20 protein-coding genes are annotated in these 23,309 nt (G+C 65.0%); 15 read left to right on the top strand and 5 right to left on the bottom strand.

Going from position 1 to position 23,309, the window contains the following annotated elements:
• Nucleotides 1–36: 36 nt before the first annotated feature.
• Genes HBF25_RS10425 through HBF25_RS10445 form a run of 5 tightly spaced genes read left to right on the top strand, consistent with a single transcriptional unit; the run spans nucleotide 37 to nucleotide 6,371 of the window.
• Complete coding sequence (locus HBF25_RS10425) at nucleotides 37–1,317, top strand: TolC family protein (RefSeq protein ID WP_166948117.1); 1,281 nt, start codon at nucleotides 37–39, stop codon at nucleotides 1,315–1,317.
• Complete coding sequence (locus HBF25_RS10430) at nucleotides 1,314–2,543, top strand: efflux RND transporter periplasmic adaptor subunit (RefSeq protein WP_341778073.1); 1,230 nt, start codon at nucleotides 1,314–1,316, stop codon at nucleotides 2,541–2,543. The genes HBF25_RS10425 and HBF25_RS10430 overlap by 4 nt, the downstream gene beginning before the upstream one ends.
• Entirely contained in the window at nucleotides 2,540–5,683 is a 3,144-nt protein-coding gene (locus HBF25_RS10435; RefSeq protein ID WP_166948119.1) for an efflux RND transporter permease subunit, read from the top strand. The genes HBF25_RS10430 and HBF25_RS10435 overlap by 4 nt, the downstream gene beginning before the upstream one ends.
• Nucleotides 5,684–5,741: 58 nt before the next feature.
• Nucleotides 5,742–6,110, top strand: a complete 369-nt coding sequence (locus HBF25_RS10440; RefSeq protein ID WP_166948121.1) for a hypothetical protein — start codon at nucleotides 5,742–5,744, stop codon at nucleotides 6,108–6,110.
• 9 nt (nucleotides 6,111–6,119) lie between these two features.
• Nucleotides 6,120–6,371 (top strand): hypothetical protein, encoded by a 252-nt coding sequence (locus tag HBF25_RS10445; RefSeq protein ID WP_166948123.1) that lies wholly within the window; start codon nucleotides 6,120–6,122, stop codon nucleotides 6,369–6,371.
• Here HBF25_RS10445 and HBF25_RS10450 read toward each other — a convergent pair.
• On the bottom strand, nucleotides 6,325–7,272 hold the full coding sequence (locus HBF25_RS10450) for a LysR family transcriptional regulator (RefSeq protein WP_166948125.1): 948 nt from the start codon (nucleotides 7,270–7,272) through the stop codon (nucleotides 6,325–6,327). The two genes, HBF25_RS10445 and HBF25_RS10450, sit on opposite strands and share 47 nt — an antisense overlap.
• Before the next feature lie 113 nt (nucleotides 7,273–7,385).
• On the opposite strand from HBF25_RS10450, the gene HBF25_RS10455 reads away from it, so the two are divergent.
• The 3 genes from HBF25_RS10455 (at nucleotide 7,386) to HBF25_RS10465 (ending at nucleotide 11,013) form a co-directional block, all read left to right on the top strand.
• On the top strand, nucleotides 7,386–8,207 hold the full coding sequence (locus HBF25_RS10455; protein WP_166948126.1) for an SDR family NAD(P)-dependent oxidoreductase: 822 nt from the start codon (nucleotides 7,386–7,388) through the stop codon (nucleotides 8,205–8,207).
• 342 nt (nucleotides 8,208–8,549) lie between these two features.
• Nucleotides 8,550–9,818, top strand: a complete 1,269-nt coding sequence (locus HBF25_RS10460; RefSeq protein ID WP_166948128.1) for a carbohydrate-binding protein — start codon at nucleotides 8,550–8,552, stop codon at nucleotides 9,816–9,818.
• Nucleotides 9,819–10,029: 211 nt separating this feature from the next.
• Nucleotides 10,030–11,013: a threonine ammonia-lyase gene (locus HBF25_RS10465; RefSeq protein ID WP_208392525.1), complete on the top strand. Its 984-nt coding sequence runs from the start codon at nucleotides 10,030–10,032 to the stop codon at nucleotides 11,011–11,013.
• Between the two features lie 6 nt (nucleotides 11,014–11,019).
• Here the strand turns inward: HBF25_RS10465 and HBF25_RS10470 are convergent, their stop codons facing one another.
• On the bottom strand, nucleotides 11,020–11,454 hold the full coding sequence (locus tag HBF25_RS10470) for a winged helix-turn-helix transcriptional regulator (protein ID WP_425483463.1): 435 nt from the start codon (nucleotides 11,452–11,454) through the stop codon (nucleotides 11,020–11,022).
• 104 nt (nucleotides 11,455–11,558) lie between these two features.
• Between HBF25_RS10470 and HBF25_RS10475 the strand changes: the two genes are divergently transcribed.
• From HBF25_RS10475 to HBF25_RS10495, 5 genes are all read left to right on the top strand, one after another.
• A complete protein-coding gene (locus HBF25_RS10475; protein WP_166948134.1) occupies nucleotides 11,559–12,752 on the top strand; it encodes an MFS transporter in 1,194 nt (397 codons plus the stop codon).
• Nucleotides 12,753–12,821: 69 nt separating this feature from the next.
• Nucleotides 12,822–13,337 (top strand): RNA polymerase sigma factor, encoded by a 516-nt coding sequence (locus HBF25_RS10480; RefSeq protein ID WP_166948136.1) that lies wholly within the window; start codon nucleotides 12,822–12,824, stop codon nucleotides 13,335–13,337.
• Nucleotides 13,330–14,397, top strand: a complete 1,068-nt coding sequence (locus HBF25_RS10485) for a FecR family protein (RefSeq protein WP_166948138.1) — start codon at nucleotides 13,330–13,332, stop codon at nucleotides 14,395–14,397. The genes HBF25_RS10480 and HBF25_RS10485 overlap by 8 nt, the downstream gene beginning before the upstream one ends.
• A 106-nt stretch (nucleotides 14,398–14,503) precedes the next feature.
• Nucleotides 14,504–16,975 (top strand): TonB-dependent receptor, encoded by a 2,472-nt coding sequence (locus HBF25_RS10490; protein WP_166948140.1) that lies wholly within the window; start codon nucleotides 14,504–14,506, stop codon nucleotides 16,973–16,975.
• The gene (locus HBF25_RS10495; RefSeq protein WP_166948142.1) at nucleotides 16,972–18,171 is read left to right on the top strand and encodes a histidine-type phosphatase; all 1,200 of its coding nucleotides are present in this window, start codon (nucleotides 16,972–16,974) and stop codon (nucleotides 18,169–18,171) included. Before HBF25_RS10490 ends, HBF25_RS10495 begins: the two co-directional genes overlap by 4 nt.
• A gap of 695 nt (nucleotides 18,172–18,866) precedes the next feature.
• On the opposite strand, the gene HBF25_RS10500 is transcribed toward HBF25_RS10495, so the two are convergent.
• The gene (locus tag HBF25_RS10500; RefSeq protein ID WP_243853175.1) at nucleotides 18,867–20,126 is read right to left on the bottom strand and encodes a beta-ketoacyl-[acyl-carrier-protein] synthase family protein; all 1,260 of its coding nucleotides are present in this window, start codon (nucleotides 20,124–20,126) and stop codon (nucleotides 18,867–18,869) included.
• Nucleotides 20,095–20,427, bottom strand: coding sequence for an acyl carrier protein (locus HBF25_RS10505; RefSeq protein WP_166948144.1), 333 nt, complete (start codon nucleotides 20,425–20,427; stop codon nucleotides 20,095–20,097). Before HBF25_RS10505 ends, HBF25_RS10500 begins: the two co-directional genes overlap by 32 nt.
• A gap of 226 nt (nucleotides 20,428–20,653) precedes the next feature.
• Here HBF25_RS10505 and HBF25_RS10510 point away from each other — a divergent pair, with 226 nt between their 5' ends.
• Complete coding sequence (locus HBF25_RS10510; protein ID WP_166948146.1) at nucleotides 20,654–21,016, top strand: DUF4180 domain-containing protein; 363 nt, start codon at nucleotides 20,654–20,656, stop codon at nucleotides 21,014–21,016.
• Nucleotides 21,017–21,214: 198 nt separating this feature from the next.
• On the opposite strand, the gene HBF25_RS10515 is transcribed toward HBF25_RS10510, so the two are convergent.
• Nucleotides 21,215–22,138: a LysR family transcriptional regulator gene (locus tag HBF25_RS10515; protein WP_166948148.1), complete on the bottom strand. Its 924-nt coding sequence runs from the start codon at nucleotides 22,136–22,138 to the stop codon at nucleotides 21,215–21,217.
• Nucleotides 22,139–22,256: 118 nt separating this feature from the next.
• Between HBF25_RS10515 and HBF25_RS10520 the strand changes: the two genes are divergently transcribed.
• Nucleotides 22,257–23,279 carry a zinc-dependent alcohol dehydrogenase family protein gene (locus HBF25_RS10520; RefSeq protein WP_208392526.1) on the top strand — a complete coding sequence of 341 codons (1,023 nt, stop codon included), beginning with the start codon at nucleotides 22,257–22,259 and terminating at the stop codon, nucleotides 23,277–23,279.
• Nucleotides 23,280–23,309 lie beyond the last annotated feature (30 nt).

A 23,309-nucleotide genomic window follows, 5' to 3' on the forward strand; every position in this document is an offset into this window, starting at 1 on the left:
GCGCGGCGTTGTCCCGTATCCGACCGGAGCCATCCCATGTTTCCCCTTTCCCCGCGATCCGGCACCGTGCCGGTTCGCTTCCTCCGCGCATGCTGCGCGGCGGTGCTGGCCTGCCTTGCCGTGCCACTGGCCACGGCAGGCACGCTCAGTCTGTCCACCGCGACCGACCTCGCGGTGCAACGCACACCCTTGCTCGACGCGCGTCGCGACCAGGCGGAATCCACGCGCCAGGAAGCCCTGCGTGCCGGCGCCCTGCCCGATCCCCAGCTCAGCGTCGGCATCGACAACCTCGCCGTCCAGGGGCGCGGCGCCTTCACCGCCGGTGGCGACGACATGACCATGCGCACGGTGGGCATCACCCAGGTGCTGCCCTCGTCCGCCAAACGCCAGGCCCAGCGCGAGGAAGCGCGGGCACGCATCGATGTCGCCGACGCAGACACCCAGGCCACCGGCCTGCTCGTGCGCAGGCAGGCCGCCGAAGCGTGGATCGGCGTCTCCGAGGCCCAGGGCGAACTTGCGGCGCTGGACGCCATGCGCCGCTCGCTGAACGCGGATGTCGATGTCGCGCAGGCACGCCTGCGCGGCGGCGGCAGCGCCAACGACGTGCTCGCCGCCAGGGCGGGTGCGCTCGACATCGAGAACCGCATGGACGCTGCCCGCGGAAAGCTCGCCCAGGCGCGCGCGCAACTGGTGCGCTGGCTGGGTGACGAAGGCCATGACGAGCTGGCCGGCGATCCGGATTTCGCGACGTTGCCCCGCAGCGAGAAAGACTTGCTCGGCCGTCTCGATGAGCAAGCCGCGCTGCTGGGCTGGACGCCGCGCGAGCGGGCGGCCGACGCCGCGCTTGCCAGCGCCCGTGCCGATAAGCATCCCGACTGGAGCATCGGCGCCAGCTATGGCTCGCGCGTGCGTGGCCTGTCCGACATGGTGTCGTTGCAGGTCGGCGTGAGCCTGCCGTTGTTCACCCGCAACCGCCAGGATCGCGGCATTTCCGCGCGAACGGCGGATGCGGATGCCGTGCGCGACGAGCATGAGGATGCGCGCCGCGAGCAGAAGGCCATGGTGCAGTCCGCGCTGGAGAACTGGAAATCGCTGGGCGCCCAGCTGGAGCGCCACCACGGCAGCCTGCTGCCACTGGCCGACGACCGGGTGACGGTTGCGCTGGCGAGCTATCGCGGCGGCGGCGACATCCAGCCACTGCTGCAAGCCCGGCGCGACGAACTCGCACTGCGTCTCGACGAAACGCGCCTGCGCGCCGACTACGGCCGCGCCTGGGCGGCCCTCGCCTTCCTGCTGCCGCAAGGAAACACCCCGTGAAGACTCTTCCCTTTCTGTTCCTCGTGACCACCGCCCTGGCCGCAGCCATCGCTGCCGGCTTCGTGGCCGGACGCCATGCAGATACCCCTGCGCCATCCGCGCCTGAAGCGACAGGCAAGAAGATCCTTTACTGGTACGACCCCATGATCCCCGACCAGCATTTCCCCAAGGCGGGCCTGTCGCCGATGGGCATGGACATGGTGCCGCGTTATGCCGCCGACGGTGATGGCGGAAGCGCCAGCGTGCGCATCGACCCTTCCGTTCGCCAGAACCTGGGCCTGCGCACGGCGCCCGTGATCAGGCGTCACCTGGTGCAGCGCATCGACGTGCCCGCCACCGTGGCATGGGATCTCACCGAATCGGTCACGGTGAGCGCACGTGCCGATGGTGTCGTGGATCGCCTGTTTACGGCCGCGCCGTCCACCATGGTCACGGCGGGCCAGCCGCTCGCCACGCTCGTATCGCCCGAATGGAACAGTGCGCTGGCGGAAAACGAAGCACTTCGTCATGTGCATTCGGACGATGCGCGCGCGTTGGCCGGTGCTTCGCGTGAACGTCTTGCCGCCCTTGGTCTCGATACCGGCGCCGTGCGCGGTGCAGGTCGCACGGGCGGCGCCACGTTGATCGCGCCGCGCGCAGGCGTACTGGCGACGGTCGATGTCCGCGAAGGACAGCGCGTGATCGCCGGCCAGACCCTCATGACCATCGCGGGACTCGACCGGGTCTGGGTGGACGCATCGGTTCCGCAGGCATCCGCCGCACAGGTGATGGCCGGCATGCCCGTGACGGTTCGCGTGGATGGCATCGCCGAACCGTTCCACGCCACCGTCGACACCCTGCTGGCGATGGTCGATACCGACACCCGTACGCGACGCGCACGCATCGTGCTGCCCGATCCGCAGCATCGCCTCGCACCGGGCATGTTCGCGCACGTCACGATCGAGGCAACGGCGTCGACCGAACATCCCCTGGTGCCCGACGAAGCGCTGGTCGAAACCGGTGAGCAGGCACGCGTGATCGTGGACGACGGCGACGGGCGTTTTCGTCCGCAAGAAGTGCGCACCGGGCAGTCGTCCGGTGGCTATACCGAGATCGTGGATGGCTTGCAGGGCGACGAACGCGTGGTCGTGTCCGGTCAGTTCCTGCTCGATTCCGAAGCCAGCCTCTCCGGCAGCCTGCGTCGTCTCGATGCCCAGCCCACACCCGCGAAGGAGGCCAGCCCATGATTGCCCGCCTCATCCACTGGTCGATGGCTCATCGCCTCGTCGTGCTCGCGTTGGCGGCATTGCTGGCGGTGACCGGCATCGTCGCCCTGCACGAGACGCCGCTGGATGCGCTGCCGGACCTCTCCGATACTCAGGTGATCGTACGCACGAGCTGGGCCGGCCAGGCTCCGCAGACCGTGGAAGACCAGGTGACCTATCCCCTGGTGACCACGATGCTCTCCGTACCCGGTGCACGTACCGTTCGCGGCTATTCGTTCTTCGGCGACTCCTACGTCTACATCCTGTTCGACGATCACACGGACCTCTACTGGGCCCGTTCGCGCGTGCTCGAATACCTGAGCCAGGTACGCGACCGCCTGCCTGCCGGTGTGAATCCGTCGCTGGGGCCCGACGCCACCGGACTGGGATGGATCTACGAGTACGCACTGGTGGACCGCACCGGCCACCACGACATCGGCCAGCTGCGCGCCCTGCAGGACTGGTTCCTGCGCTACCAGCTGAAAACCGTGCCCGACGTGGCTGAAGTCGCCAGCCTCGGCGGCATGGAGTCTTCGTGGCAGGTGGTGCCCGATCCCGCCCGCATGGCCGCGCGGCACATCGATACGGCCATGCTGCTGGCTGCCCTGCGCGATGCGAACGGCTCCAACGGTGGTTCGGTGATCGAACAGGGCGAGGCCGAGATGGTGGTGCGCAGTGAAGGTTATCTGCGCACCCGGGACGATTTCGACGCCGTGCCCGTGGGACACGATGCCAGCGGCATTCCCGTGCGCCTGGCCGACATCGCTACCGTGCGACGTGGCCCCGCCTTCCGTCGCGGCATTGCCGAACTGGACGGCCAGGGTGAGGTGGCCGGTGGCGTCGTGGTGCTGCGCTCGGGCAAGAACGCACGTGCCGCGATCGAAGCCGTGCGCGACAAGCTGGCCACGCTGCGACGCAGCCTGCCTCCTGGCGTGGACGTGGTGACCACCTACGACCGCTCCGGCCTCATCGATGCGGCGGTGGATAACCTGCGCGACAAGCTCATCGAGGAGTTCCTCGTCGTCGCCGTCGTCTGCGCCCTGTTCCTGGGGCATCTGCGCTCCACGCTGGTCGCGGTAGTGAGCCTGCCGCTGGGCGTGCTGGCGGCCTTTGCCGTGATGTACGTGCAAGGCGTGTCGGCCAACCTGATGTCGCTCGGTGGCATTGCCATTGCCATCGGCGCGATGGTCGATGCGGCCGTGGTGATGATCGAAAACACCCACAAGCATCTGGAGCACTGGCGGGACGAACACGGCGGCGAGCCATCGGGCGAGCAGCGCTGGCAACTGGTGGCGGATGCCGCCGCGGAAGTCGGCCCCGCACTCTTCGTCAGCCTGCTGGTGATCGCACTTTCCTTCGTGCCAGTGTTCGCCCTCGAAGCGCAGGAAGGCCGGCTGTTCAAGCCGCTGGCCTTCACCAAGACCTATGCGATGGCCGCAGCCGCCGGACTGTCGGTGACCCTGGTACCGGTGCTCATGGGCTATCTGGTGCGCGGACACATCCGTGCCGAACACGACAATCCGCTCAACCGGGGACTGACCGCCCTGTATCGCCCTCTGTTGCACAAGGCACTGGGCCACCCGAAAACCACGCTCGCCATGGCCTTGCTGCTGGTGGTCAGTGCGGCATGGCCGCTGTCGCGACTGGGACACGAGTTCCTGCCACCCATCGACGAGGGCACCCTGCTCTACATGCCCACGGCATTGCCAGGCATATCGGCAGGCAAGGCCGCACAGCTGCTGCAACTCACCGACCGCATGATCAAGACGGTGCAGGAAGTGGACCATGTCTTCGGCAAGGCCGGGCGTGCGGAAACCGCCACCGACCCCGCGCCGCTGGAGATGTTCGAGACCACCATCACCTTCAAGCCCCGCTCGCAATGGCGCCCGGGCATGACCATGGAAAAACTGAAGACCGAACTGGATCACGCGGTGAAGGTGCCCGGTCTTACGAATCTCTTCGTACCTCCCATCCGCAATCGCATCGACATGCTCGCCACGGGCATCAAGAGCCCCATCGGCATCAAGGTGCTGGGCACCGATACCGCCGCACTCCAGGATGTAGCCGATCGCATCGAAGGCATCGCACGCAACGTGCCCGGCGTCACCTCGGCCATTGCCGAGCGCTCGGCGAGCGGGCGTTACGTGGATGTGGACGTGCGCAGGCAGGACGCCGCGCGCTATGGACTCACCCAGCGCGATATCCAGGAAACCATCGCCACCCTGGTCGGCGGCGATACGGTGGGACAGGTCGTGGACGGTCGCGAACGTTATCCGATCGTGGTGCGCTATGCCCGCCCGGACCGCGACTCCATCGCCGCGCTGCGCCAGCTACCCATCGTGGCCCCGGGTGGCGCACAGCTCGTGCTCTCGCAAGTTGCCGACATCACGCTGCATGCCGGTCCGATCATGCTGAAAAGCGAAGACGGCCAGCTGGCCAGCTATGTGTACGTGGACACCGATGGTCGCGATCTCGGGCGCACCGTCAGCGAGCTGCAACGGGCCGTCGGCACGCAGGTCACGCTGCCGGCCGGTGTCACCCTCGCCTGGTCCGGCCAGTACGAATACCTGGCGCGCGCCGGGGCACGACTGGCCTGGGTGATCCCTGCCGCGCTGCTGATCGTATTCGGGCTGATCCACGCCCTGTTCCGTCGCATGGGGGAAGCGTTGCTGATCATGACCAGCGTCCCGCTCGCCCTGGTGGGGGGACTCTGGCTGGTGTTGTGGCTGGGACAGGCCATCTCCGTTGCCACCGTGATCGGCTTCGTGGCACTGGGAGGCGTGGCCGCCGAGTTTGGCGTGGTGATGCTGCTCTACCTGCGGCAGTCCTGGGAGCAGGCCCATCGCGCGGACCCGGATGCCGGCTTCGACGTGCTCGATGCGGCCATCGTCCATGGCGCCGTGCAGCGCGTGCGGCCGAAGGCCATGACCGTGGCGGTGATCCTCGCCGGCCTGCTGCCGATCCTGCTGGGTCACGGTGCCGGCTCGGAGGTGATGCAGCGCATTGCCGCGCCGATGATCGGTGGCATGGTCACCGCGCCCCTGCTGTCCATGCTGGTCTTGCCGGTGGCATGGCGCTGGCTGATGCGCCGACGCCTGCGCAGGGAGACCCGCGGCACATGATGCGGTGGCCGGCACCGGTATCGCCACGCTACGGCCATCCACTGTAAAGTGAGTGGTCATGGCACCGATACCGGCGCCGGCTCTCCCCCAGTGCAAACCCGTGCATCGTCCCTTCTATCGTCGCTTTTTCCCCTACTGCCTGAGACAGATTGCAGAGGATCGCTTTGTCGTGCTTAATGTGGACGGACAGCCGGTAGGCCTTCCCCAGCCCAGCGGCGAACCCCGCAACGACACTGACATCGCGGTGCCCATCCATCTCCAGCTCGACGAAGCCGTGCTGCTCGAACTGGAAGCACTGGGTGCGCGTATCGCCATGGAGGGCATCTATCTGTTCGACGAAAGCGACGATCCGACCGCAAGCGGTCTCGGCTTCAGCGACTACGCGAACCGATTGCACGCCCTCGCCTCCCTGGCCACCACGTACTGAAGCGCGCGCATGGCTTCACTCGTCGTCTGGTGGCATTCGGAACTTCAGTTCGCGGTACTCGAACAGGAGCACGGGTTTGCCATCGCCAGCATCTACGACGGCACGATCGCACTGGAAGACGTGCTGATCGGCATCGTTCCGCCCGAAGGGGCCTGCCAGCTCACCAACCGGCGTACGGGGCTTCCCGTGTGGTTGTCCGTGGAGGGCGTGGGCCTTACCGAGGAAGAAGTGAGCGAATTGCTGGGACATCTACGCGACTAGCCTCGTCGCGCACCGCATCGATGAACGCACGCAGTGCCGGGGCCATCTGGCGTTGCTGCGGATAACACAGGTACATCCCCGGAAACGGATGCGACCAGGCCTCAAGCAAAGGCACCAGTTCGCCTGTGTGCAACGCCGGCAGCAAGGCATATTCCACAGTGAAGCAGATGCCCACGCCCTGCACGGCGGCGCGCACGGCCATGGTCTTGTCGCTGACCACCAGTGGTCCGTCCACGGTCACCTCGAACCAGGCGCCGTTCTCGAAGAACTCCCAGGCATAGGCATGGGCCTGTCCGGGCCATCGCCAGCGGATGCAGCGGTGTTGCAGCAGGTCGCGCGGATGCAGCGGCACGCCGTGACGTGCGAGATAGTCCGGCGAGGCCGCGGCGATCTGGCGCATCGGCGGCCCCAGCGGTACGGCGATCATGTCGCGCTCGATGACCTCGCCCAGACGTAATGCGGCGTCGTAGCCTCCACCCACCACATCGACCACTTCGTCATCGAGCGTGATATCGAGCACCACCTCGGGGTAGTCGCGGGCGAAGGCGCCCAGGATCGGCTCGATGTAATTTTCCGCCGCGGAGCGGAAGGTGTGGATGCGCAGGCGGCCCGAAGGCCGTCCACCGTTGCGTCGCAGGGTATCCATCGCCTCGCGGATGCCCTGGATCGACGGCGTCACCTCCTGAAGCAAGCGTTCGCCGGCCGAGGTAAGCGATACGCTGCGCGTCGTACGATGCAGCAGCCTCACGCCGACACTGGTCTCCAGCCCCCTCAGGGTCTGGCTGAGTGCCGACGGCGTGACTCCCAGCGTTTCGGCGGCCCGGGAGAAACTGAGGGCTTCCGCCACGGCGACGAAGGCACGCAGCTGGTTGTAGTCGGCACTGGAAGGCAGGGAGTCCATGACGGAAGCAGAGCATTATTCAGCATGGCTTACAAGCTAGATTAGAAAATTGAATATTCATTAGCTCCGCTGCCTGACCTATCGTTCTCCCCATCACCCACGGAGGACATCCCATGCAAACCTGGTTCATTACCGGTATTTCCCGCGGCCTCGGCCTTGCCATGACCCGCCTGCTCCTGGAACAGGGCCACCGCGTCATCGGTACCGTGCGCGAAGGCCACCCGGACGTGCCGCATGCCGGCGACCGCCTGCACGTCATCCATGCCGACTTCTCCCGGCCTGGCGAGGCCGAACGGGCCACCCGCGAGGCCTTCGGCATCACCGGCCAGGTGGACGTCATCGTGAACAACGCCGGCTACGGCCTGCTGGGTGCGCTGGAACAGTCCACCGACGACGAGATGGCCCGCCTGTTCGAGGTGGACGTATTCGCCCCCATCCGTATCGTGCGCACCGCGCTGCCTTACCTGCGCACGCAAGGCAGCGGACACGTCGTCAACATCACCTCCATCGCCGGGCGCGCTCCGGGCGCAGGCTCCGCGCTCTACGCCACCGCGAAGTCCGCCCTGGAAGGTTTCTCCGCCAGCCTGGCGCGGGAAGTGACACCACTGGGCATCCGCGTCACGGCGGTGGCCCCGGGGGCCTTCCGTACCGACTTCCTGTCGGACCACTCGATCCGGCGCAGCGAAAAGGAAGACGCCGCCTATACCGATAGCGTGGGCCGGGGCGGCGCAGCATTGGCAGCCATGGCCGGTCGCCAGGCCGGTGATCCGGTGCTGGGCGCAAAGGCCATCATCGAGGCGGTCAACGCCAGCGAGCCGCCGCTGCACCTTCTGCTGGGTCCCGATGCCCTGCACCGTGCCCGCGAGAAGCTGGACGCCGTGATCGCTGAGATCGACGCCTGGGAATCGTTGACGGCCGGGACTGACCACGCCTGATCACGAAACGACCCCGTTTTCGGCAAGCACGGGCGGGGTCGTCCCCGGTGGATCGGACAGGATGGTGACCATCGTTGTCATCGCCTGTCTCCTTACTTGCCCTCGCCTCGTCGCGATGCAGCAGGACCATGACGGCCTCATTCGCGACACGAATGGCAAAGCTACGCGGCAAGGCAGCAAACGGCGTTCACGGCAGCCGTCACAAATTGTCATGGACAAAGTAGACAACGTTGTCATCCAGGACTAAACCCCTCCCCGCTTCGTCGTGCAGGCAGTACCTCGTTCGGGGAGAGGCTGGCCACTTCCCGTTCGGGATCCATCACTCGAACCGGGAGGTGTCCGATGTCACTGAAAGTCCTCGGCGGCTGTTCCGCCACGCTCGCCCTTGCCATTGCCGCCGCGCTGTTCCCTGCGCAATCGGCCCACGCTGCCACCGCATGCGCGGCGGCATGGAGCGCATCCAGTGTCTATACCGGCGGCAATACCGCCAGCCAGAACGGCAACAACTACGTGGCCAACTGGTGGACCCAGGGCGACGACCCGTCCACGCACAGTGGCCCTTCGGGCAGCGGCCAGCCCTGGACATCGCAGGGAGCCTGCGATGGCGGCGGCAGCACGCCCCCGCCCGATAATCCGCCGCCGGACAACCCGCCCCCCACCCCGGGCACGTTGCTGTTCAGTCCGTACAAGGACACCTCCATCAACATGGACTGGAACACCAACATCATCTCGACCAGCGTGACCGGCACGCGGATTCCCGTGGTCGGTGCAGGCAGCCTCGTATCCACCCAGGTACCGAACCTCGGCGCCATCACGCTGGCTTTTGCCACCGGCGAGTGCGGCAGCGAGAACTGGGGTGGCGTGCCGGGCGCGGCGTTCGCCAGTGCCAACATCGCGCGGATCAACAGCGCGGGCATCAACTATGTGATTTCCACCGGTGGTGCAGCAGGCAGCTTCACCTGTGGCAGCCCGATGAACCTGAAGGCCTTCATCGACCGCTACAACGGCGCGCACCTGGTGGGTGTCGACTTCGACATCGAAGCCGGCCAGTCGCAGGCCCAGCTGCAGTCGCTGGTCAACGGCGCGGTGTATGCCGCCGGCTTCTACCCGAACCTGCGCTTCTCGTTCACCCTTGCCACGCTCGGCGCTTCCGACGGCAGCTACGGTGGCGTGAACAGCACGGGCGATGCCGTGGTGAAACTGGTGAAAGCCTCGGGCCTGCAGAACTACACCATCAACCTGATGACCATGGATTACGGCAGCGGTATTCCCAGTGTCTGCGTGGTCAAGAGCGGCGGCGTCTGCGACATGGGCCAGTCGGCGATCCAGGCCGTGCAGAACCTGCAGCACACCTACGGCATTCCGCTGAGCAAGATCGAGATCACCCCGATGATCGGCGTGAACGACGTCTCCAGCAACGTGTTCCAGATTGCGGACATCGACAAGGTGACCAGCTACGCGGCGACCAACAAGCTGGCGGGCGTGCACTTCTGGTCGCTCGACCGCGACACGCCGTGCTCGCAGGGCACCGCCTCGCCCACCTGCAACTCACTGCCGTCCACCACGGTGTTGCAGTACACGAAGCGCTTCCTGAGCAACCTGGGCAAGTAACCCACCCTCCGGGAGCCGCCCCTCACGGCTCCCGGACTTTACCTGGCCGTCTCTCACCGCTCGTGGGATTTTTTGTAGGAGCGCGCCTTGCGCGCGACAGGTTTTCGCGAAGAGCGGTCGCGCGCAAGGCGCGCTCCTACAGGGTAGCGTGGCGGTGCATTGCTTCGACAGGCTAAGCTTCGGCAGATCGCCTGCCGCCAAGGAAATGCCCGTGAGCCTCGCCATCGACATCACCGATGTCCACTCGGCCGCCGAACAACTGAAGGGTGTGGCCGTGCGCACGCCGCTGCTGGAATTCGACACCCTCAATGATCATGCCGGCCGCCGCGTGCTGGTGAAGTTCGAAGGTGCCCAGCACACCGGTTCGTTCAAGTTTCGCGGTGCCTATAACCGTCTTTCGCGACTCAACGACGTGGAACGCAAGGCCGGCGTCGTGGCGTGGTCCAGCGGCAACCACGCCCAGGGCGTCGCAGCCGCCGCCGGTCGCCTGGGTATTCCCGCCACCATCGTCATGCCCGCCGATGCACCTGCCAACAAACTGGAGAACACCCGCCGGCTCGGTGCCGAGGTGGTGCTCTACGATCGCTTCAACGAATCGCGCGAGGACATCGCTGCCGGTATCGCGCAGTCACGGGGCGCCGTGCGCGTGCCGCCGTTCGACGACCCTTACATCATGGCCGGCCAGGGCACCGTGGGACTGGAAATCATGGAGCAGTCTGCCGCCATGGGCGTGGATGTCACCAGCGTGCTGGTCTGTTGCGGCGGTGGCGGGCTGACGGCCGGCGTCGCGACGGCGGTAAAAGGCACGCGCCCGGAAACGCACGTTTACTGCGTGGAGCCTGCGACCTTCGACGATACCGCGCGCTCACTCGCCACGGGCACCCGGCAGGTGGTGGCAAAGGACGCCCGCACCATCTGCGATGCACTGATGACGCCCTCACCCGGCGAACTCACCTTTCCGATCAACCAGGCGTTGCTGAGCGGCGGCCTGACCGTAAGCGAAGACGAAGTACGCGATGCCCTGCGCTTCGCCTTCCGCTCGATGAAGCTGGTGATCGAGCCCGGCGGTGCCGTGGCACTGGCTGCCCTGCTCTTCGGCAAGGCCCCTGTGCATGGCGGAGCCACGGCCATCGTGGTTTCCGGCTCCAATGCCGACCCCGGGCTTTACGCCAGCATCCTTCGCGAAGACGGCTGAACCGCCTCACCCCGGGCGCCGGATTTCCGTGCGAGCGGCGGGCAGCAGGCTGCCGTCGCTCGCCAGGGGCGCCATGTAGGGAACGGGCTTTCCGGTTTTCGTATCGACCATCCGCGAGCAGCGCTCGCCACGCTCGAACAGGTTTTTTTCACCCCACTGGCGCATCGCCACCACCACGGGGAAGAGCTGTTCTCCCGCCGCTGTAAGCACGTATTCCTGGTAAGAGCTGCCATCCGACGCCGGCTGCAGCTCCAGCACACCGGCATCCACCAGTCGTCGCAAACGGTCGGTGAGGATATTGCGGGCCACGCCCAGTTCACGCTGGAAGTCGCCGAATCGCCGTGAACCGTCGAAGGCATCGCGCACGATCAGCAAGGACCAGCGATCACCGATCGCATCGAGAAAACGGGCCACCGGGCAGATGGCGCTGGTGGGGTGGATGCGCTCGCTCATGGTTCTGCGACTCCGGTCAGCAAGGTTGCATTTTAAAACCATGTAGCCTAGCCTTCCACTAGTTTCAATTTGCAACCATTAAGGAAGCCCCCATGTCCACTGACTTGTCGGTGCCGCCATCGCGCGGCGTCGCGCTGCTGTTCGCCCTCGCGTGCGGCCTTTGTGTCGCCAATGTGTATTACGCCCAGCCCCTGCTCGATGCCATCGGCCGGGAATTCAGCGTGTCGGATGCCCGGCTGGGACAGGTCATGACCGCGACGCAGGTCGGATGCGCCATGGCGCTGGTCTTCCTGGTGCCGCTGGGTGATCGCGTCGAGCGACGCCGCCTTATGGTGATCCAGTCCCTGCTGTTGTCGGGCCTGCTGGCTTGTGTCGCCATGGTGCACGAGTGGTACCTGCTGCTGGCGGGCATGGCAGGTATCGGCATGCTGGCAACGGCCATGACCCAGGGCCTGATCGCCTATGCCGCCAGCGTGTCGCCACCCGGTAGCCGTGGCCGGGTCGTGGGTATCGCGCAAGGTGGCGTACTGATGGGCCTGCTGCTGGCACGCGTGTTCTCCGGTGCCATGGGCGATATCGCCGGGTGGCGGGGTACGTTCGTGATATCCGCTGCGTTCTCCCTGCTTCTGATCCTGCCGCTGCGCTTGAAGCTGCCCAGAAGCGCTGTACCGGAGCGCCCCATGGGTTATCTCGCCCTGCTTGCGTCGATGCCGGGGCTGCTTCGCGAAGAACGGGTATTGCAGGTACGCGGCGTGCTGGCCTTGCTCATGTTCGCCGTGTTCAACATTTTCTGGAACGCGATGGTGCTTCCCCTGAGCGCGCCGCCACACGCGTTCTCCCATACGGTCATCGGCGCATTCGGCCTGGTGGGTGCGCTCGGGGCCCTGGCCGCCATCCGCGCAGGTCACTGGGCCGACCAGGGCTACGGCGCGCGTACCAGCGCCGCCGGACTGTTGCTGTTGCTGGGCGCATGGGTGCCACTGAGCCTGATGGAACATTCCATGGCGGCATTGATGCTTGGCATCGTGCTGCTGGACATGGGTGGGCAGGCCATTCACGTCACCAACCAGGGCATGGTGTTCGCCTCGCGTCCCGAAGCCCATGCCCGCATGGTGGGGCTCTACATGCTGTTCTACGCCGTGGGCAGCGGTACCGGGGCGGCGGCCGGCACGGCCATGTACGCCTACGCCGGCTGGCAAGGTGTCTGCTGGCTGGGTGCGGCCATCAGTCTGCTTGCCCTGGTTTTCTGGTGGGTGACCCGCGGTGTCACCGGCAAGCGTCGGTAAAAGACGGGCGCCGTCACACCACGGACATACTCCGTGCCCATCCTGCGGCAACGAACCTGGAGTCGCCGCGTGACCGATACGCCCCAGGGCTGGGCGCACCTTCTCGCCGACAAGGGTCCCAAGCTCGCCAGTTATTTCCTGCGCCGTGTCGCCCATCGCTGGGACGCGCAGGATCTCGTGCAGGAGGTGTATCTGCGCCTGTTGCGCAGCTCAGGCACGCAGAACGAGCCCGTGCGCAATCCCGAGGCCTACCTGTTCACCGTGGCTGCCAACCTGGTCAAGGAGCATGCGCAGCTACGCCAGCGTGCTCCGGTGACGGGCGAGGATATCGACGAGGTCATCGAACGGCTGGCCACGCCCTGCGAGGCCGGTGCCGACGTGGACAGGGAACTGCGTCGTCGCCGCCTTGCCGATGTGATCGGCCGGCTGTCGCCGAAGTGTCGTGCGGTGCTGGTCATGCACTACCGCGACGACATGCCCTACCGCGACATTGCCGAGGCGCTGGGCGTTTCCACCAACATGGTCAAGAAGTACATCGTCAAGGGACTGGCCGCGTGCCGGCAAGGGATGCAGCACTATGAATGACACCCGTCGCATCGCCGAAGAGGCCGCCTCCTGGTATCTGGACATGCGTGACGAGCCGGATGCCACTGCCCGTGATCGCTTCATGGCATGGCTGCGGCACTCCCCCCGCCACATCGCCGAATACCTCGCCATTGCCCGCCTGCATGGCGATATGCATGCCGCCGCCGCTCTGGACGAAACGCTTGCCGCTGACCTGCTTGCCGCCGCCATGGCCGAGTCACGCGTGGTGCCGCTTTTTGCGGAACATCCACGCCCGCAGGCAAAACCTGCCGCCGTACGGCGCCCACGGTTGCGCTACGTGGCGGCCGCCGCATCGCTGCTGCTGGCCGTCGGCATGGCATGGGCCTGGGTGCCTGCCGCCACAACGCCCGTGCGCTACGCCGCCGACACGGGCGAGGTGCGCATGGTGAAGCTGCCCGACGACACCTTGCTGCACCTGTCACCGGGCGGCATCGTGGATGTGGACTTCGACAGCCACGCGCGGCGCATCGTTCTCATGGCAGGCAAGGCGTCCTTCGATGTAGGGCACGATCCGCTGCGTCCCCTGAGCGTGGAAGTGGGCAGGCAGCGTATCGAGGATATCGGCACCGTGTTCGACGTGGATCGCGATGGCGACGGTGCCCGTGTGGCCGTGATCAGCGGCAAGGTTTCCGTTTGGCGCATGTCTTCGGCATGGATCGACAGTGGCGCACGCCGTCTGCTCGGGCATGCAACAGAAGGCAACCGCGTGGCCGATATCGCCGGTGGCGAATCGCTGCACGTCGACGGTGACGGCCATGTGCTGGATCGCAGCGTGCTGGATACCTCCGCCGCCACCGCATGGCTACCGGATGACATCCGTTTCCACGACACGCCCATCGGCGTCGTCGCACGACGTTTCAATGCGTATACGACACGCCCCCTGAGCATCGAGGATGCCGCCTTGTCGGAAAAACGCATCAGCGGTGTATTTCACGCGCACGATCCCGAAGCCTTCGTGAGTTATCTCGGCAGCCTTTCCGGCGTGCGTGTGCAGCGCGAACCGGATCGCATCAGGATCCAGTCCACGCGCACGCTGTAAGAAAAAATTCATCGAATCGGCGGTACCCATCCCACCGCGCCGGGACTCTTGGATGAGGTCGGACGACAACACGTGTCCTTTCCCACCCCTCGAAGGAAGTACCCGCATGCGTCATTCGCTCGCCATGTGCATCGCCCTGGCCCTCGCCAGCGCGACACCCGTCGTCGTCCAGGCGGCTACGCCGTCAACGGCCATTGCCGCCATGCCGCTGGCACAGGCTCTCGACCAGTTCAGCCATGACACGGGCTGGCAGGTGGTGTACGACGATGCCATTCCCGACGGCGTGCGCAGCCACGCGGTGCCGGCAGGCCTGGCGCCTGCGCAGCGCCTCACGGCCCTGCTGCGCGATACCCACCTCGATTACCGCCTGGTGGCACCAACCACGGCGAAGATCGTCCCGGGAAACGTCTCCGCCGGCGCCGCACCGGCCGAAGCACCTCTGCCGGCGATCGACACCCGTGATACGGCAAGGAATCTTGCCCCCGTCAGTGTCAGCGCCAACGCCGTGGATACGCTTGCGCCCAGCGCCCCGCCACTGGACGCATCGCAGCCGACTTCGGTGATCGACGAGCGTTTCATCCGCGACGGCCTGCGCTTCAACGCCAACTTCGACGACATCATCAAGTACGCACCGAGCGTCACCGTGACCTCGCCGGAAGGCCCGGGCCTGGGCAAGAACGAAGGCATCAGCCTGAGAGGTTTCCAGGACGGCCAGTTCAACATCACCTTCGATGGCATCCCCTTCGGCGACGCCAGCGACCTGCATCACACGACGTCCGCCTATTTCAACAATCATGTGCTCGGCCAGGCGCAGATCGATCGCGGCCCGGGCGGCGGCAGCACGATCGGCAACGCCACCTTCGGTGGCACCATCGGCCTGCGCTCGCGCGATCCGTCTGATGAACCGGGCATCACGCCCTATCTCACGATCGGCAGCTGGAACACGCGCGCCGGTGGCGTCTCGGCGGACGAAACCATCGGCAATACCAAGGTGTTCGCGGATATTTCCAAGGAGTCGAGCGACACCTACCTGAAGGGCACCGACGACAAACGCGATCATATCTTCATCAAGACGATCAGCCAGCTCGGCGCGGCCACGACACTGACTTTCGTCACCAGCTACAACCGCGAGCACCAGAATACCGTGCAAGGCGCCACGCTGGGCGAAATCGCGAAGTACGGCTGGCGTTTCGGCCTGGGAGACGACCCCACGGTGCAGAATTACCAGGATGCGAACAACGCAGCCTATTACTCCAGCTTTACCTACCTCGGCCTCGACACACATGTGGGCGAGTGGGATATCGAGAACAAGGTGTACCTGAACACCTTCGACCACTGGGCACGCAAGGCTGCCGATGCCACCGACATCAACCCGGCAGACAACGGCGTGACGTTCTACAACGCCAAGGGCAAGAAGGTCGCCACCATCGCTGCCGACCTGCCGGGCAAGCAATCCGACTCGGGTTTCCACGCCTTCGGCGACGTGCTGCGCTTCGGCCGCGACCTCGGCCCGGGCCGCCTGCTCGCGGGCGCGTGGCTGGAGCGCAACATCGATGCCCGCTACCAGTTCCCGCTGGACCTGACCACCGGCGCGCAAACGGGCACCAAGTATGGCCCCACCTACAACTATCAGCTGGGCGATCGCACCGATACCTTCCAGCCTTATCTGCAGTACGACTGGAAAGTGACCGACAGCATTACGGTGAGCCCCGGCGTGCGCTACTCCGAGGTGACCCGGCGCATCGATGCGCCTTTGAACAAGGTCTCGCCGCCCGTACCGCTCACCGCGCAGGCCACCTATAGCGCCACCCTTCCCTCGATCAGCATCCATGACAGCATCAGCGATTCGTGGTCGGCGTATGCGCAGGCCGCGAAGGGTTTTCTTGCGCCGCCCATCGACGTGATCCAGGTCAATGGTCCCAAGGGAGTGGATCCGGAACTGACGAAGAACTATCAGCTCGGCACGGCGTATGCGTCGCGCCAGCTCACCTTCGGCGCCGACGTCTACTACATCGATTTCTCCAATCTCATCGCCGAAACCCAGGTAGCCACCGGCAATGGCAACGAGAATGCCTACGTGAACGGTGGCGGCGCGATCTACAAGGGAGCCGAGGCCGAAGCGACCTTTGCCCTGACCCACGAGCTCAGCCTTTACGGTAATGCCAGCTATAACGAAGCCACGTACAAGAGCAGCAACGTGCAGGTAGCCGGCACACCGAAGGTGACGGCCGCACTCGGCCTGCTCTACAGCGCCAGCAGCGGTTACTTCGGTTCGTTGATGGGCAAGTTCCTCGGCCACCAGTACGGCGTGGACAATACCGTGGACAAGAGTGGCCATCCGGTGTTCCAGGATGCCAACCGCATCGCGGGCTATTTCAGCGTGGATGCCGCTGCGGGTTATCGCACCGATCATGGTCCGGCAGGCACCAAGGGTTATTCGATCAGCGTCGACGTCAACAACCTGTTCAACGTCCACAAGATCACGGGTTATGCAGGTACGCAGTCGGTAGGTGGTGCACCGCTCTACTTCGGCCTGCCGGGCCGGGGCATCTTCCTCGACCTGTCGGTGAAGCTGTGAAGGCCGCCCTGCTGACATTCGCACTGGGCTTCGCCACGGCGGCACATGCTACCGACGTCGTGCGTGCGGAGGTGATCCTGATCCGTCACGGCGTGCGTTCGCCCACGAAACCGGGCGAGACGTATGCGGCTTATGCGCATGGTGAGTGGCCTGCCTGGCCGGTGGCGCCGGGCATGCTTACCGCACACGGGAGCGAAGGCATGCGCGCCATCGGCGTGCGCTGGAGGAGTGAGCTGGACAAGGAGGGGCTGGCCGCCTCTTCCTGCGATAGCTCCGCGTCCCCTGTCGTCATCGGCGACAGCACGCCACGCAACCGGGAAAGCAGCGCGGCCCTTGTCCGGGGCCTGGCGCCGGGCTGCAAGGCAGGCTATCTCGCCACCAGGGGCGATGAAGACAACGCCCTCTTCCACTATCGCAAGGACGATGACGACGATGGTTCGGCAAACCAGGCGCCCGCGCACGATGCATTGAAGGCGTTGCAGTCACTGCTGCTCGATTGCCATGCAGATCACTGCGCAGAGGTGGCCCAGCAGGAAGGCAGGAAACTGCTGCCGGTAGAGCCGGGGGCTGCCATGAAACTGGCCGGGACGTTGAGCGAAAACCTGATGCTGGCCTACGCTGAAGGCATGCCGATGTCTTCCGTGGCATTCGGGCGGGGGAACAGGGACCTTCTGGGCCGTTTGATCGAATTGCATAACGCGCAGTTCGCCGCGGGCAAGAAGGCTTTGCCGGCCGCCAGCCTTGCCGGATCCAATCTCGCCGCGCACATCCTTGCCACGCTGCAGGTGGCCGCAGGCGACAAGCCTGTCGTTGCGCCGCTTATCGCTGGCGGCCATGGCGCGGTCGTGCTGGTCGGGCATGATACGAACCTCGCCAATATCGCTGGCGTGTTCGGACTGGACTGGCACGATGCCGCACGACCGGACGATTACCCGCCCGGTGGCGCGCTTTCGTTTACGCTGGTCGAACGCAAGGGGCACGAGTTTGTGCTGGTGAGGCAGATGATGCCGTCCATGGATGCCTTGCGGACGAATCGCTATGACGGGATGGTGCGACGTCCCGTGCGTGTGCAGGGCTGTGCCGTGCCGGGGGAGTGTCCGTTGCAGGTCTTCGTCAACGCAGCCGGAAAGCGGCTGAATCACGACAGGATCGATGCGGCATTGCCTGCCATGAACCTGCAGTCGGTGGTGCCTTGAAGAGCGTTACGTAAGGCGGCGCATTCGCGAAAACCCGATGCATCGCGCTGGGTTCCTGCGTACGCAGGAACGACGGCTTCGGGTGGGGCTGTCGTTACCCCACCTACCCGTCGTTCCTGTGAAAACAGGAACCCAGCGCCCCGGTTTACCAGCACGGCGAAGGCGCTGCATCGGCTTTTACGTAGGAGATACCGCCGCGACAACCGACTGCATCGCACTGGGTTCCTGCGTACGCAGGAACGACGGCTTCGGGTGGGATTGTCGTTACCCTACCTACCCGTCGTTCCTGTGAAAACAGGAACCCAGCGCCCCGGTTCACCAGCACGGCGAAGGCGCTGCATCGGCTTTTACGTAGGAGATACCGTCGCGACAACCGCCTGCATCGCGCTGGGTTCCTGCGTACGCAGGAACGACGGCCCCGGGTGGGATTGTCGTTACCCTACCTACCCGTCGTTCCTGTGAAAACAGGAACCCAGCGCCCCGGTTCACCCGCACAGCGAAGGCGCTGCATCGGCTTTTACGTAGGAGATACCGCCGCGACAACCGACTGCATCGCGCTGGGTTCCTGCGTACGCAGGAACGACGGCTTCGGGTGGGGTTGTCGTCACCTCCCCTATCCGTCGTTCCTGTGAAAACAGGAACCCAGCACCCCGGTTCACCAGCAACACGACCCCGCCCCATCGAAAACAAGCCCCTCAATCCACCCGCCTGACCACAAGCACCGCACAAAGCCCACCAAACGCAAACGAATTGCTCATCGCAACGCGCACTGGGTGCTTGCGTGCCTCAAGGGGCACGTAATCAAGATCACACTCAGGATCGGAAACCTCAAGGTTCAACGTCGGTGGCACGATGCCCTCACGAAGCGCACCCAGCGCAACCACAAGCTCCAGCGCGCCCGCAGCACCCAATGCATGCCCATGCACCGGCTTGGTAGAAGACACCAGCAAGCGCCTCGCATGCTCACCGAAAACCTCGTGGATCGCCCGCGTCTCCACCGGATCGTTCGCACGCGTACCCGTGCCATGGGCATTGATGTAATCCACGGCATCCGCAGATAACCCCGCATCGGCCAGCGCACGCTGCATTGCGAGCCGGCTGCCCCCGGGGTCGGGATGCACGATGTCCGCCGCATCCGCGCTCATGCCTGCGCCGGCAAGCTCAGCGAGGATGGTCGCGCCACGCGCCCGCGCGTGTTCCAGCGATTCCAGCACGAACATGCCGGCCCCCTCGCCCAGCACCAGCCCACTACGGTTCGCACTGAATGGCCGGCAGGTATCCGTTGCCATGACCCGCATCGCTTCCCAGGCCTTCAACGCACTGAAGCTGAAACACGCCTCGGTGCCACCGCAGATGGCGACATCCGCCATGCCGCTGCGGATAAGCGATAGAGCCTGGGCAATGGCGTGATTGCTCGATGCACAGGCACTGGCCACGGCAAACGCCGGCCCACGGGTGCCATGGGCCATGCTGATCTGGCTTGCCGGTGCGTTGATCATCAGGCGAATGATGGTCAGCGGATGGATGCGCCCGGAGTTGCCCGCATATAGCTGGCGGGCCTGCTCGTCGTGGGTGGTATCACCACCGGCACCCGTGCCCACGATCACGGCCGTACGGTCCGCCAGGCCGTCCTTGTGCAGATCCAGGCCCGATTGCTTCAATGCCTCGTTCGCCGCAATGCAGGCGAACTGCGAAACCCTGTCCAGCATCGACAACTGGCGAGCCTCGAAATGCCGGGAAGGGTCCCAGTCATGGGGTATCTGTGCGGCAAGCGGCGCCCGGATCTGGCCGGCTTCCGGATGATCCAGCGGACGCAGCCCATGGCGACCATCCCGCGCGGCCTCCCACAGCACCTCCGCACCCTCGCCCAGCGCACTGATGGCGCCCATGCCTGTAATCACTACGCGGCGCATCGACATGGCGTCAGTGATGCCTGCCGGTCGGCGGCGTGCCATGGGGGAGCGTTCCATGCGGTGGCGGTGCATGGCCGCCCGCAGGCTGCGGCGTCAGCGTCTTCTTCACCGCTTCCACCAGGTCACCGACGGTCTCGCCGGCGATATCCGCGTCATCAAGCTTGATCGGGCGTCCCAAGGCCTTGCCCAGGTCTTCCTCGACATCGAAAAGCACCTCGATGACGTCGATCGACGTCAGCCCAAGCTCGGTGAGCCGGGATGAACGAGTGATCGCCTTAGGATCACCCTGGGTCTTCCTGACCACGTTCACGGCAATGACGTGCAGGATATCGTCGTCGTTCATCAGCCTCTCCTGGTGGGATTGTCCGGCTCGACCCATGCCACGGCATCTACTCCGCCCGGCTTACAAGCGCCTTTCCGGCACACAGGTATTACCAACCCGTAACAATCCCCGTCAATCCACCAATCGGTTTACCGGTGCTTTTTTGACAGGCCGCCTCGACCCGGATGCGTGATCCATTTATGGTGATGGCCGTTTAAGCGCACTCGCACGCAAGGAGAAGCCACCGATGCACGGAGCGATCCATTCTGTCCATGGACATCATGTCCTGGTCTGCCCGACCGCAGGCCCGATGCTCTCCACGGAGGCCGACGGCAAGGAACTGCTGATGGCTGCCATGGATGAGCGCGCCGATATGGTGGCCTTTCCCGCGGCGAGGCTTGGCGAGGATTTCCTGCGGCTGCGCAGCGGTGTGGCGGGTGCGATCGTCCAGAAGTTCGTCAATTACCGGATACGCCTCGTTTTCGTCGGCGACATTTCTGCCGCGGTGCAGCGAAGCGAGGCCTTGCGTGACTTCGTTCGCGAGGCGAATCAGGGAGATGCGTTCTGGTTCGTCGAATCGATGGAGGATATGGCGCGTCGGCTGGGCTGAGGACAGGACGGTCGCGCGCGAGGCGCTCTCCTACAGGGCTTTGCATTCGCCTTGGCGGGTGTCGCGCGCAAGGCGCGCTCCTACAAGGGCTTCGCACTCGCCTTGGCGGGTGTCGCGCGCGAGGCGCGCTTCTACAAGGGCATCAGTGCGTTGTAGGAGCGCGCCTTGCGCGCGACCGTCACATCAGAACGATGCACCTCACCTGTCCCAGGGCGGGACCGGCAAAAACGCCGCCACCAATGCATCCACCGCCACACGCACCTTCGGCGCCAGATCACGCGACTTAGGCCATAACGCCGTTATGGGTGCATCGCCATACGGCAAGCCCACTGGCAGCACTTCAAGCGTGCCTTTGAGCAGCTCCCCGGCAATCAGCCACGTCGACAGGCAGGCAACGCCAAGCCCACCCACCACGGCATCGAGCAGCGCCTCGCCGTGGCTGACCGTGTGTCGAGGTCGAACCGCCATCATCAACGGCAACCCGTCCGCACCCCGCACCGTCCACGGTAATGGACGCCCATCCTTGGCGAAGGCCACACAGTCGTGGGACGCCAGGTCGTCCGCCGACAGCGGACGACCCTTGCGCTCAAGATAAGAAGGCGCGGCACATATGACCGAGCGCTGCATGCCGAGCGAGCGTCCAACCAAGGTGGCGTGATCACCCACGCCACCCAGGCGCACCGCGAGATCCACGCCCTCTTCCACCAGATCCACGAACCGATCCGTAAAGGAAACATCCAGCTCCAGACCGGGATGACGATGCGACAGTTCGAGCAGCACCGGCATGACGCATGAACGACCGAACGAGAGCGGCAGGTTGACCCGCAATACCCCCGAAACACTGTTGTGTCGCGCAGCCAGTAAGGATTCCGTGGTACCCAGTTCGTCGATGACGCGCAGGCAACTTTCGTAATAGGTTCGCCCCTCGGCCGTGACGCTGAGGCTGCGCGTCGTGCGTTCCAGCAACCGGACACCAAGCCGCTCTTCCAGGCGGGCAACGGCTTTGCCGACAGCCGACTTCGACATGCCCATGCGTATCCCAGCAGCCGTGAAGCTGCCCGTCTCCACGGTATGCACGAACGCCGACAGCCCCTGAAGGTGCGAATGCAGATGCTGCCCCATGTCACTGACGCCTTATCCGCTCCAATAATCGGAAAATATAGCGCAACCAGAGAACCGGGATCGTCAATAGGATGCGGGCTTCCTATTTCAAGCCGAGCGCACCCTCGTGAATCGCACCATGAAATGCTGGCAGCTTGCCGCCTTTGGTCTGGAGAACCTGCATCTGACGGACGTTCTCGTGCCTGAGCCGGGCCCCGGTGAAGTCCTGGTGCGTGTAGAGGCCGTCTCCCTGAACTATCGTGACCGGCTGGTCATCCAGGGAGAACTGTTGCCCGGGCCACCGGCCATGCCCTTCGTACCGGCCTCCGACATGGCTGGCAAAGTCGTTTCCACAGGAAGCGGCGTGAGTCGCGTCCGCGAAGGCGATCGGGTCGTTGCCAATTTCTGGACCCCATGGATCGAGGGCGAACCACCGCCCGACATGACCCGTCACGGTCTGTCACTGGGCGGTCCGCTGCCTGGCGTCCTGAGCGAATACATCATTCTTCACGAAGACGTGCTCGTGCATTCACCGGCATCGCTCAGTGCTCCCGAAGCCTCCACCCTGCCTATCGCCGCACTCACCGCGTGGTTTGCCCTGGTGGAAACCGGCCGCTTGCATGCCGGTCAGTCCGTCCTCGTCCAGGGAACCGGCGGCGTCGCCATCTTCGGCCTTCAGCTGGCGAAGGCTCTGGGCGCACAGGTGATCGTGACGTCACGCAGTGCGGAAAAACTTGCCCGGGCACGTGACCTGGGGGCCGATGCCATCATCGATACAGGTGCGAACCCTGCATGGGCCGTAAAAGCGCTGGAACTCACGGAAGGACGCGGCGTGGATCACATCCTTGAACTGATAGGTGGCGACAACCTGAGGCAATCGGCCAGCGCGCTGGCAAGCGGCGGCCGGATCGCGCAGATCGGCTTCCTCGACGGCGCAGATATCACGCTGCCTGTGCTGCCTCTCATGTTGCGGCGTGCCGTGATCCAGGGCATCACCGTGGGGCACCGTACATCCCTTGAAAACATGATCCGCGCCATAGATCACCACCGGATCAAGCCTGTCATCGATACCACTTATGCGTTCGACAACGCGCTCGCAGCTTTCGATCATCTGGGGCGAGGACCTTTCGGCAAGGTGGTGATTACGTTGCCGGGCGATTGAGGTAGCGCCTCAGGGCCATGACATAACAAT

It is taken from the genome of Luteibacter anthropi (genome assembly GCF_011759365.1).
GTDB classification, from domain to species: domain Bacteria; phylum Pseudomonadota; class Gammaproteobacteria; order Xanthomonadales; family Rhodanobacteraceae; genus Luteibacter; species Luteibacter anthropi.

Bases quoted from the DNA above. Each gene is read 5' to 3' on its own strand.
- HBF25_RS10440 (WP_166948121.1), top strand. From the start codon at position 5,742: ATGGCACCGATACCGGCGCCGGCTCTCCCCCAGTGCAAACCCGTGCAT.
- HBF25_RS10500 (WP_243853175.1), bottom strand. From the start codon at position 20,126: ATGGCACGCCGCCGACCGGCAGGCATCACTGACGCCATGTCGATGCGC.
- HBF25_RS10450 (WP_166948125.1), bottom strand. From the start codon at position 7,272: ATGGACTCCCTGCCTTCCAGTGCCGACTACAACCAGCTGCGTGCCTTC.
- HBF25_RS10515 (WP_166948148.1), bottom strand. From the start codon at position 22,138: ATGGGGCAGCATCTGCATTCGCACCTTCAGGGGCTGTCGGCGTTCGTG.
- HBF25_RS10425 (WP_166948117.1), top strand. From the start codon at position 37: ATGTTTCCCCTTTCCCCGCGATCCGGCACCGTGCCGGTTCGCTTCCTC.
- HBF25_RS10485 (WP_166948138.1), top strand. From the start codon at position 13,330: ATGAATGACACCCGTCGCATCGCCGAAGAGGCCGCCTCCTGGTATCTG.
- HBF25_RS10460 (WP_166948128.1), top strand. From the start codon at position 8,550: ATGTCACTGAAAGTCCTCGGCGGCTGTTCCGCCACGCTCGCCCTTGCC.
- HBF25_RS10475 (WP_166948134.1), top strand. From the start codon at position 11,559: ATGTCCACTGACTTGTCGGTGCCGCCATCGCGCGGCGTCGCGCTGCTG.
- HBF25_RS10520 (WP_208392526.1), top strand. From the start codon at position 22,257: ATGAAATGCTGGCAGCTTGCCGCCTTTGGTCTGGAGAACCTGCATCTG.
- HBF25_RS10490 (WP_166948140.1), top strand. From the start codon at position 14,504: ATGCGTCATTCGCTCGCCATGTGCATCGCCCTGGCCCTCGCCAGCGCG.
- HBF25_RS10445 (WP_166948123.1), top strand. From the start codon at position 6,120: ATGGCTTCACTCGTCGTCTGGTGGCATTCGGAACTTCAGTTCGCGGTA.
- HBF25_RS10435 (WP_166948119.1), top strand. From the start codon at position 2,540: ATGATTGCCCGCCTCATCCACTGGTCGATGGCTCATCGCCTCGTCGTG.
- HBF25_RS10455 (WP_166948126.1), top strand. From the start codon at position 7,386: ATGCAAACCTGGTTCATTACCGGTATTTCCCGCGGCCTCGGCCTTGCC.
- HBF25_RS10510 (WP_166948146.1), top strand. From the start codon at position 20,654: ATGCACGGAGCGATCCATTCTGTCCATGGACATCATGTCCTGGTCTGC.
- HBF25_RS10505 (WP_166948144.1), bottom strand. From the start codon at position 20,427: ATGAACGACGACGATATCCTGCACGTCATTGCCGTGAACGTGGTCAGG.